The 9946-nt window shown below is 53.0% G+C and carries 9 protein-coding genes; 3 read left to right on the plus strand and 6 right to left on the minus strand.

The window, feature by feature from the left end:
• Positions 1-37: 37 nt before the first annotated feature.
• Complete coding sequence (tssB, locus tag HP459_RS17740) at positions 38-529, minus strand: type VI secretion system contractile sheath small subunit (RefSeq protein ID WP_023300236.1); 492 nt, start codon at positions 527-529, stop codon at positions 38-40.
• Between the two features lie 611 nt (positions 530-1140).
• Positions 1141-2757 carry an ABC transporter substrate-binding protein gene (locus HP459_RS17745; protein WP_022648286.1) on the minus strand — a complete coding sequence of 539 codons (1617 nt, stop codon included), beginning with the start codon at positions 2755-2757 and terminating at the stop codon, positions 1141-1143.
• Between the two features lie 183 nt (positions 2758-2940).
• Between HP459_RS17745 and mpaA the strand changes: the two genes are divergently transcribed.
• A complete protein-coding gene (gene mpaA, locus HP459_RS17750) occupies positions 2941-3654 on the plus strand; it encodes a murein tripeptide amidase MpaA (RefSeq protein ID WP_022648287.1) in 714 nt (237 codons plus the stop codon).
• Here mpaA and ycjG read toward each other — a convergent pair.
• Positions 3645-4610, minus strand: a complete 966-nt coding sequence (ycjG, locus tag HP459_RS17755) for an L-Ala-D/L-Glu epimerase (RefSeq protein ID WP_171936567.1) — start codon at positions 4608-4610, stop codon at positions 3645-3647. The two genes, mpaA and ycjG, sit on opposite strands and share 10 nt — an antisense overlap.
• A gap of 106 nt (positions 4611-4716) precedes the next feature.
• Here ycjG and tpx point away from each other — a divergent pair, with 106 nt between their 5' ends.
• Positions 4717-5223: a thiol peroxidase gene (gene tpx / locus HP459_RS17760; protein ID WP_003856889.1), complete on the plus strand. Its 507-nt coding sequence runs from the start codon at positions 4717-4719 to the stop codon at positions 5221-5223.
• 34 nt (positions 5224-5257) lie between these two features.
• Here the strand turns inward: tpx and tyrR are convergent, their stop codons facing one another.
• The 3 genes from tyrR to HP459_RS17775 all read right to left on the minus strand — a co-directional run bounded on the left by tyrR (position 5258) and on the right by HP459_RS17775 (position 9357).
• Positions 5258-6799 carry a transcriptional regulator TyrR gene (gene tyrR, locus HP459_RS17765; RefSeq protein ID WP_022648289.1) on the minus strand — a complete coding sequence of 514 codons (1542 nt, stop codon included), beginning with the start codon at positions 6797-6799 and terminating at the stop codon, positions 5258-5260.
• A gap of 111 nt (positions 6800-6910) precedes the next feature.
• Positions 6911-7963: a YcjF family protein gene (locus HP459_RS17770; protein WP_023306373.1), complete on the minus strand. Its 1053-nt coding sequence runs from the start codon at positions 7961-7963 to the stop codon at positions 6911-6913.
• The gene (locus tag HP459_RS17775; RefSeq protein WP_171936568.1) at positions 7960-9357 is read right to left on the minus strand and encodes a YcjX family protein; all 1398 of its coding nucleotides are present in this window, start codon (positions 9355-9357) and stop codon (positions 7960-7962) included. Before HP459_RS17775 ends, HP459_RS17770 begins: the two co-directional genes overlap by 4 nt.
• A gap of 155 nt (positions 9358-9512) precedes the next feature.
• Between HP459_RS17775 and HP459_RS17780 the strand changes: the two genes are divergently transcribed.
• The coding region (locus tag HP459_RS17780; RefSeq protein WP_171936569.1) for a LacI family DNA-binding transcriptional regulator at positions 9513-9946 on the plus strand (434 nt) is incomplete at its 3' end.

Consider the following 9946-nt stretch of genomic DNA (forward strand, 5'->3'; position numbering starts at 1 on the left):
CATATTCCCGGTTAATCCATTAAATTACACATGCCGCTTATTTCGGGGCCAGTGCACTCATTTCGTCGCGTAATTCCTGAGACAGCGCCGGGTCCTTAAGAATTTTCTCGAGTTCTTTTCTGAAAGTGGCGTTATCAAGAAGATTGGATTTGAGGTCGCGTAATAAATTACGCATGGCCAGCATGGCGCGGAGCTGGGGGATCTGGCGGGCAACCTGTTCAGGTTCGAAATCCTTAATATCGGAGAAATTCAGTTTTATACTTTCCTCCGAACCATCGACAGCCATGGTGTTAGGCACCGTCAGATTAACCTCCGGGTTAAATTCCGAAAGTACGCTATTAAAGTTATTTTTGTTGACGTTGATTTTCTTCCTTTCGGACAATGGACGATTCTCTTTTCCATTACTGAAATCACCGACGGTGAGAAGTTTAAGCGGCAGTTCGACTTTCTTCTGCGCGCCGCCTGTATGCAGCGCCAGCTTTAAATTTATGCGTGCCTTGGGCACCTCATTCTGAAATGAATCGGCCATAGCAGTCCCTTTCTTTGCAAGAAATACGAGTTAAGTGAGTGACGGGTCTTTACAAAACCATATTAGAGCAAAAGCCCATTCATGATCAACTTTTCAGATCAAAGATCTGCATATGGATTTTTCTTAAGAATTTTCCACTAATCACTAGTATTTATAAATTCCAGATATAAGTGGCACGCAGAAAGTATTAACCATTTATTCACAATAGATTAGCAGGAACGTCTGCCTTGATAGAGAATATTGAATTCATTGCCACCTGTCGTTGAATAATTGATTTATATCAATGCTGATCTAAGCATCAGCTGCAAAATCGCAGAGACATATCATCTTATTCAATAAACCTCCTGAATATGGAAAAATCCTATATCGGACAAAAGTCAGGTTTTAAATAGCAGGAATTAAGCTATTACATGGAGGATGTATAAATGCTTGCACGCTTTTCAATAAACTGGAAAAGAGATGTCGCTCGAAGCATTCATCAAAAGAATAAATGATTTTTTATGAAAGGAATTTTGATAATAACTAGCCTGTAGGTACCATGAACCGTGTGTTCAGGCGCTTAAGCGATGTATAGCTATTTGCCAAAACCACTTAAGCGCCTTTCCTGTTTTTTAATGCTTTTCAATATACATTGTACGACTGTACGCAACATCCTCTGGGTTATTTATCGGATACCCTTTAACCCAGGGCTTAATGAGGCGGCCATTGGTGTATTGATAAATAGGGGCTATCGGCGCTTTCTCGGCGAGGATCTTCTCGGCCATGTTGTAGTCTGCATTACGCGCTTTTTCAGTGGTTTCGAGCGTCGCCTGATGAATAATCTTATCGTAAGCAGGGTCGTTGAACCGTGAGATGTTGCCGGTGTGAGAGGACGTCAGCAGCGACAGGAACGTCGACGGCTCATTATAATCCCCTACCCACGACGCACGGATCACGTCGAAATTCCCGGTATTGCGGCTGTCGATGTAGGTCTTCCATTCCTGATTCTGCAACTTAACGTCAACACCCAGATTTTTCTTCCACATAGATGCGACGGCAATGGCGATTTTCTGGTGGTTTTCAGACGTGTTGTACAGCAGCGTTAATTTCAGCGGGCGCTGGGGACCATAGCCTGCCGCCTGTAATAACGTTTTCGCCTGAGCATTTAGCTCCTGCTGCGACATCTGCTCAAATGGCGAGATTTCCGGTGTAAAACCGGCAGTGACATCGGGAGTGAAATGCCAGGCCGGTTTCTCACCGGTTCCCAGGACTTTTTCAGCCATAATACGTCTGTCGATAGTCATGCTGAGCGCCAGACGTACGCGGGCATCCGCAGTTGGGCCTTTTTGTGTGTTAAACGCGTAGTAATAGGTCCCAAGCTGTGGCGGTGTATAAACCTGTCCCGGAATATCTTTAAGCAGCTTCTGGTACATGTTTTTCGGAAACGATTCTGTAATATCGATATCGCCCGCCAGGTAGCGTTTGGTCGCTGAGGACTCCTGGTTGATTGGCACAAAGGTGACTTTTTTAAGCACCGTGTTGGCGTTATCCCAGTAGTGAGTATTCGGCTCAACCACCAGTTTTTCATTCACCACGCGATCTTTCAGCACATACGCACCGTTGCCGATGAGCGCGCCAGGGCGCGTCCATTCTTTACCGCTTTCCACGTTTGCCTTTTGAACAGGATAGAACGCAAAGCTAGCCGTGAGGTTGCTGAACCATGGCAGCGGTTTATCCAGCTGCACGCGCAGCGTTTTAGCATCGACTGCCGTCACGCCGAGCGTTTCCGGTGCAGCTTTACCATCGATAATGGCCTGCGCATTATTAATACCCGCCAGCGCTGCAAACCAGGCGAAAGGTGACGTAGTTTTAGGATCAACCAGACGACGCCAGCTGTAGACAAAATCTTGTGCCGTCACCGGGGTACCGTCAGACCACTTCGCGTTATCCCGCAACGTAAACGTCCAGACACGGTTATCGTTGCTCTGCCAGCGCGTCGCCACGCCGGGAACCAGCTCCCCTTTTTCGTTCTGATTCACCAGCCCTTCATAAAGGTCGCGGATCACCTGTATCTCGGGTAAACCCACCGCTTTTGCCGGATCGAGCGAGGCGGGTTCATCTTTAATGTGTCGAACCAGCTCCTGCTTTTGCGCCAGCTCCGTTCCCCTGGGAACCTCCGCGGCATATGAAAGTGAAGAAAACCCGCACAGCCACAGCGCAGTACAAAGAAGCGAAACAGGATGCTTCATACGATCCCCTTAATGATGTCAGGTAACAGGCAGATGCGTAATTATTTGTTTCGAAACGGAGAAATGCAAATGCTTCCTCAGGAAAGTTGATGTCAGGCAATTTTACACACAGACGGAAACTATTTGATTAAGCGCGGGTTTTGCACAACACTGCCAGAAGCGACTTCATCATCAGGGTTTATTATGGCAACCACCCGACCAAGAACGGAACGCGGCGCCTTCCCGCCCGGGACTGAACATTATGGCCGCTCATTTTTAGGCGCCCCACTGATCTGGTTTCCGGCTCCCGAGCCCGATCGCACTAGCGGCTTAATCATTGCGGGCACACATGGCGATGAAAACTCGTCCATCGTGACGCTTTCGTGCGCGCTACGTACGCTGGCCCCCGATTTACGACGACATCATGTGATTTTGACCGTCAACCCAGACGGATGCCAGCTTGGATTACGGGCGAATGCACGAGGCGTTGACCTTAACAGGAACTTTCCGGCAGCAAACTGGCGTGCCGGTGAAACGGTGTATCGCTGGAACAGTTCGGCGCAGGAACGAGATGTGGTCCTGCTTACGGGAGAAAAACCGGGTTCCGAGCCCGAAACCCAGGCGCTGTGTCAGCTTATTCATAAGATCCACCCGGCCTGGGTTGTCTCTTTCCACGATCCCCTCGCCTGTATTGAAGATCCTCGTCATACAGCGCTCGGGCAGTGGCTGGCGGATGCGTTTGCTCTACCTCTGGTAACCAGCGTCGGGTATGAAACGCCCGGGTCGTTTGGCAGCTGGTGCGCGGACCTCAGTCTTCACTGTATCACCGCAGAGTTTCCGCCTATTTCCTCGGATGAAGCGAGTGAAAAATACCTCAGAGCGATGACAGATCTTCTGCGCTGGCAGCCTCAAAGATGAAGTACGCCGGAGGTAAAACTCAGGGCGGGTGAAACGTCAACCGCCAGCCAGGTTGGGCCATCCAGATCGGCAAAACGCACGCTGTTCACCAGCGGGAGTGCAGCACCGATCGCTCTGGACGTGCACAACATACAGCCCAGCATCAGGGAAAAGCCTTGCGCCTGCGCATCTTGTGCCAGTGCCAGGGCCTCGGTTAACCCACCCGTTTTATCCAGCTTGATGTTCACCATCTCGTAGCGGCCCTTGAGGGCTGACAGGCTCTCACGGGTATGACAGCTTTCGTCTGCACAGACGGGAAGCGGATGAATAAAATTCGCCAGCGCGGCATCGTCTTCTGCCGGGAGGGGCTGCTCCAGCATGGCAACGCCCAGATCGGCAAGCAGCTGACAACGGGCTGCCAGCCCTTCGCTGTGCCATGATTCGTTCGCATCGACGATAAGGGTGGCATCAGGTACCGCCGCACGAATGGCGACCATGCGTTCGCTAATCAGACGATCGTCGAGCTTCACCTTTAATAAGGTTGCACCGGTTGCATATAGCGCCTGGGCGCTGGCCGCCATTTGGTCTGGTTCACCGATGACCACCGTTTGCGCGGTGACGATCGATTGCGGCAGCGTAACGTCCAGCAGCGAAGGTAGCGGTTTTTGTTGTTTCGCCGCTTCCAGACTCCAGAGTGCGCAGTCAATCGCGTTACGTGCCGCGCCGGCCGGCAACCTCTGCTGAAGAGCCTCACGCGTCAGGCCCGCCTGCAACTCGGGCACCACCGTCATAATTTGCGCCATGACTGACGCCAGGCTTTCTCCGTAGCGAGGATAAGGGGTACATTCCCCGACGCCTTTTACGCCGTCCTCTTCACATTCAACCACGACCACGCAGGCCTCATTACGGCTGCCGCGCGAGATAACAAACGGGGTGTGCAATGGCCAGGCTTCTTCATAGACCTTAACGCTTCTCATCACTGACTCCTTGCAGGCCGGAAAGGCAGAAAATTGGTTTGCCGTGCTAACTGTGGATGACATACACTAGCCACGACGTTAACTATTTGTAAACAGGAAGATATCTATGTCACAACTCGTTCATTTCCAGGGCAACCCGGTTGCTGTTGCAGGTTCCATTCCACAGTCTGGCAGCAAAGCACAGCCTTTTACTCTGGTGGCTAAAGATCTGTCTGACGTCACGCTGAGCCAGTTTGCTGGCAAACGTAAAGTCCTGAACATTTTCCCAAGCATCGATACGGGCGTTTGTGCTGCATCAGTGCGTAAATTCAACCAGCTGGCGACCGAAATGGACAACACCGTAGTGCTGTGCATTTCTGCTGACCTGCCGTTTGCCCAGTCCCGCTTCTGCGGCGCTGAAGGCCTGAGCAACGTCATCACCCTTTCCACTCTGCGCAGCCCGGATTTCCTGGAAAAATACGGTGTTGCCATTTCCGAAGGCGCGCTGAAGGGTCTGGCTGCTCGTGCGGTGCTGGTGATCGACGAAAACGACAACGTTGTTTTCAGTGAGCTGGTTAACGAAATCACTACCGAACCGGATTACACCGCTGCACTTGAGGCACTTAAAGCCTAAACGTAAAAAAGCCTCTGCAAAGAGGCTTTTTTATTTATTCGTCACCCTTCTTCTGATTTAACCCATACTCGCGCAGCTTATTCGCAATCGCGGTATGTGACACCCCAAGACGTTTAGCCAGCTTGCGCGTGCTCGGATAGCTGCGATAAAGCTGCGTTAACACCGAACGCTCGAAACGGCTGGTGATGTCATCCAGCGAGCCTTCCATTGCCTCTTCGCCTACCGAGACCGTCCCGGCATCGTAATCCGGCAAGAGAATATCCTGAGGACGCAGTTCATACCCTTCAAGCTGAGTTAATGCGCGATAGACCGCATTTTTTAGCTGACGAATATTGCCCGGCCAGCCGTAACGCGTCAGCACGGTACCCAGGTCGGCAGAGAGCTTCGGACGCGGCACGCCCTGCTCGTCGGCAAAACGGGCGACGAAGAGTTCCGTCAACGGCATGATGTCCTGCGGGCAATCGCGCAGCGGCGGAATATTGAGCGTCAGAACGTTGAGACGATAGTAGAGATCTTCGCGGAATACCCCTTTCTGCACCAGCTCCACCAGGTTTTTCTGGGTGGCACAGATGACGCGTACATCCACGTGCACTTCATGATCTTCCCCCACGCGGCGGAACGTGCCGTCATTGAGGAAACGCAGCAGTTTCGCCTGCATGCGTGGCGACATTTCACCAATCTCGTCCAGCAACACCGAGCCGCCATTCGCCTGTTCAAAGAAGCCTTTTTTGCCTTCCGGCGCATGCCCGAACAGTTCACTTTCCACCGCATCTTCAGGAATAGACGCGCAGTTCAGCGCCAGATACGGTTTTGCCGCACGCGGGCTGGCCATATGCACAGCATGCGCCAGCAGATCTTTCCCCGTACCGGTATCCCCGGTAATCAGCAGCGGTGCCGTAAGATTTGCCAGCTTACGCGCCTGGTCGAGCACGTGACGCATCTTCGGGCTCACCGCAATAATCTGGCTGAATGCGCCGACGTCCTGGCTGGAAAGGTTCTGTAACTGGCGTCCCATGCGCACCGTGGAGCGCAGCATGATTACCGCGCCGGTGAGCACCCGCGCGGCATTTTCCCCTTTCAGGTAGACCGGCGTGATCTCCATCAGGAAATTCTGTCCATTGATGACGACGTGCTCGCTATGGGTATTTTGCGGGTTGCTGTCCAGCCAGCGCTGGAAATTAAAACCTGGGATCAATTGCGTGGCGTAATGACCGATAAGCTTTTCCTGAGTCTGCGCAAACAGCTGGCAACTGGCCTGGTTAACGCGCTCGACTTTGTTTTTCAGATCGAGAGAGAGAAACGGCTCCGGCATTGCTTCCAGCAGTGCGCTCAGCGCAAGGTGTTCCCGCTCGGATGGCATCCAGGGGATGGTGCGTACATCCGTAACGCCAGCGATACGGCGGATTTCGGCCATCAGGCTACTGAAGGTATTAAATTCAATTTCGGCAAAATTGAGGTAAATTCGCCCGACAGGGTCGATCTCTATGCCACGTAAATCAATGCTACGTAAAACAAGAAGATCGAGTAACTCGCGGGTCAGACCGAGACGGTCCTCACAAAAGACTTCCAGACGCATGGGAAATTCACCGTTTAAGCCAATAACAGTAAAATGATATGTCAGATCACGGTATTCGGGAAGGTGGCTGTCAACAAATATTGACAGCCCGCACGATTAGTAAACGAAACCTCACTGAGCAGGTTTTTTATTGAGCGTCTCTTTAAGCTGACCAATCAATTCGCGACGGAAATCCCCCAGCCGCGGCTTATCGCCATCGATCCAGGGGAGTGGACGACAAACCTCCATCGCTTTGATTCCTAAGCGTGCCGTCAGCAGACCGGCACCAATCCCCTGCGCCGCCCGGGCAGAGAGACGCGCCGCAAGATCCTGCGACATCCAGTCCATCCCGACCTCCCGCACCAGTTCGCTTGCCCCGGCGAAGGCGATATTCAGCAACACCAGTTTGAACAGGCGCAGTCGGCTGTAATAGCCAAGCTCAATGCCATACAGCCTGGCGATGCGGTTGATCAGGCGCAGGTTGCGCCAGGCGATAAAGGCCATGTCCACCATCGCCAGCGGACTGACGGCAATCATCAGGGTGGATTCCGCCGCCGAGCGGCTGATCTCACGACGAGCCTGCGCATCCAGTACCGGCTGAACAATGTGCGCATAGAGCGTGACCACTTCCTGGTCATTCTGGGTTTCGTGGATCGCCGCATACCAGCGCTGAAGCGCCGGGTGAGAGTGATCTATCCCGGCCTGAGCCGCAAGCTTTTCACAAAAAGCACGCCCTTTTCCGGTGCCGTGACTGTGCAGCAGATCCCGCGCTTCATCGCGTTCGTGCGCACGCTGACGCAGACGCCAGAGGCGACGCCACTCAGTCACGACCGAGCCGACGCCCGCACCAACGATCAACGCCCCAGCGGCGCATCCCCCCAGCGCTACCCAGTCCTGGGTTTGCCAGGCATTGACGCCCCACTGCACGCCCTGACCAATTACGCTCACACCAAAAAGGGCTAACCCGGCGGTCACCATCTTACGCCACAGGCTGCGTTTCGGGCGCAGTGCCGCATCAACGACCGCTTCCGCCTGCCCCTCTTCAACCAACGGCTCCTCTGCCAGCACGGGAGCAAAGTTGTCGGCCTGCGGACCGCTGAAGGTTTGCGCTGTTTTAAACGCCTCATGCGGGGACTGCTCAAGCTGGCCGGTAAAATCAATGCGGGGCTTTAACGGTTCCGTCATCGTAATTTATCTCCAATTAAAAACTCCAGCGCGGCATCCAGACGGATATGCGGCAATGGCTGGTCAACGTTCATGCTCTGCGGACGGAAGTCTTCGAACTGAAAACCCTGGCTTTGCCAGAAAGCCTGGCCCGGCAAACGCGGGGGAACTTCGCCCGGATAGACCGTGAGCGGCTCACCGTCGCTGAGTCGGTTGCCCCGCAGGGCCGGAATTTTCTCGCCATTCACGTCAATCAACCCACTCTGTGTAGCCTGTACGGACGCCAGACCCAGACAATCCATACTAATCCCTTCGAACGCCGCGTTCTGCCAGGCATCCTGCACCAGCTGTTGCAGCAGGGATACCATGTTGGCGTGCTGATCGACCGTCACATGATCAGCTTTTGTGGCGGCAAACAGCAGCTTGTCGATGACCGGCGAGAATAAACGGCGAAACAGCGTACGCTGGCCGTAATGAAAACTTTGCATCAGCTGCGTCAGCGCCAGCCGCATATCATTGAACGCCTGCGGCCCGCTGTTGAGGGGTTGCAGGCAGTCCACCAGCACGATCTGGCGGTCAAAGCGTAAAAAATGATTTTTATAAAAACCCTTAACCACCTTCTCACAGTAATAATTGTATCGCTCGCGGAGCATACCGGCGTTGGTGGTCTTGTCTGCCTGCGCCAGCTTCGATTCGCCGATGCGGTCAACGTCCGGCCACGGGAAAAACTGTAGCGCGGGAGCACCGGCTAGATCTCCCGGCAGAACAAAACGGCCCGGCTGAATAAAATGCAGCCCCTCCTGCTTGCACTGATGCAGGTAATCCGTCCAGGCCTGGGCTATCACGGCCAGACGGTTTTCATCCGCCGGCGCCAGCGGATCCAGCCCTTCGCAAAGCTGGTGCCATTTGGTCGACCACTCTGCCCGCTGCCCCTGCAACAGACCGGTCATCTGCCGGGACCAGCTCAGGTAATCCTGCGCCAGCATCGGTAAATCGAGCAGCCATTCTCCCGGATAATCCACAATTTCGAGATACAGCGTGGACGTTTCTTTGAAGTGACGCATCAGGGATTCATTCGAGCGAAAACGAAGCGCAAGGCGAATTTCGCTCACGCCACGCGTCGGGGTGGGCCAGGCGGGAGGCTCCCCGTATAACTGTGCCAGACCTTCATCATAGGTGAAACGGGGGATGCCAAAATCACGTTGCGGTACGCGTTTTACGCCTAACAATCGCTCCTCGCGCACCGCGCAAAGCAGTGGCAGGCGCGCCCCAGCATGCAGGTTCAACAGCTGATTGACCATCGCCGTAATGAATGCCGTCTTACCGCTGCGGCTCAGCCCGGTAACGGCAAGACGCAGATGGCGATCAACGCCACGGTTCACCAGAGAATTGAATTCGTTTTTAAGTCGCTTCATCGCCGTCCTTCATTGTCTGGAACCCTGAACAAAGTCACTTCAGAATACAGTAAATTGGGGCAGATCGTTGATTATCAATTCTTAATTATTGCTATTGCCGTTTTCTCTCCAGTAAGATGGACGCAATTGCTGTCCGTCTGGAGTGAGTAAGGTGTATGTCACCCACCATCTATGATATTGCCCGCGTTGCTGGCGTTTCGAAATCAACCGTGTCACGCGTTCTGAATAAACAAACGAATATTTCTCCTGAAGCGCGTGAAAAGGTGTTGAAGGCGATAGATGAGTTAAATTACCAACCTAATAAACTTGCCCGCGCACTCACCTCTTCTGGCTTCGACGCCATTATGGTTATTTCGACCCGCTCAACCAAGACCACTGCAGGAAATCCCTTTTTCTCAGATGTACTGCATGCCATAACGGCAAAAGCAGAAGAAGAAGGTTTTGATGTTATTTTACAAACGTCCAAAAGCAGTGAAGATGATCTGCAAAAATGCGTGGGTAAAATAAAGCAGAAGATGATCAAAGGCATCATCATGCTAAGCTCGCCGGCGAACGAGTCGTTTTTCTCGACGTTGGATGAATACGGTGT

This window comes from Enterobacter sp. CM29 (genome assembly GCF_013179605.1).
GTDB lineage: Bacteria > Pseudomonadota > Gammaproteobacteria > Enterobacterales > Enterobacteriaceae > Enterobacter > Enterobacter intestinihominis.

Bases quoted from the DNA above. Each gene is read 5' to 3' on its own strand.
- tpx (WP_003856889.1), top strand. From the start codon at position 4,717: ATGTCACAACTCGTTCATTTCCAGGGCAACCCGGTTGCTGTTGCAGGT.
- tssB (WP_023300236.1), bottom strand. From the start codon at position 529: ATGGCCGATTCATTTCAGAATGAGGTGCCCAAGGCACGCATAAATTTA.
- tyrR (WP_022648289.1), bottom strand. From the start codon at position 6,799: ATGCGTCTGGAAGTCTTTTGTGAGGACCGTCTCGGTCTGACCCGCGAG.
- HP459_RS17770 (WP_023306373.1), bottom strand. From the start codon at position 7,963: ATGACGGAACCGTTAAAGCCCCGCATTGATTTTACCGGCCAGCTTGAG.
- HP459_RS17745 (WP_022648286.1), bottom strand. From the start codon at position 2,757: ATGAAGCATCCTGTTTCGCTTCTTTGTACTGCGCTGTGGCTGTGCGGG.
- HP459_RS17775 (WP_171936568.1), bottom strand. From the start codon at position 9,357: ATGAAGCGACTTAAAAACGAATTCAATTCTCTGGTGAACCGTGGCGTT.
- mpaA (WP_022648287.1), top strand. From the start codon at position 2,941: ATGGCAACCACCCGACCAAGAACGGAACGCGGCGCCTTCCCGCCCGGG.
- ycjG (WP_171936567.1), bottom strand. From the start codon at position 4,610: ATGAGAAGCGTTAAGGTCTATGAAGAAGCCTGGCCATTGCACACCCCG.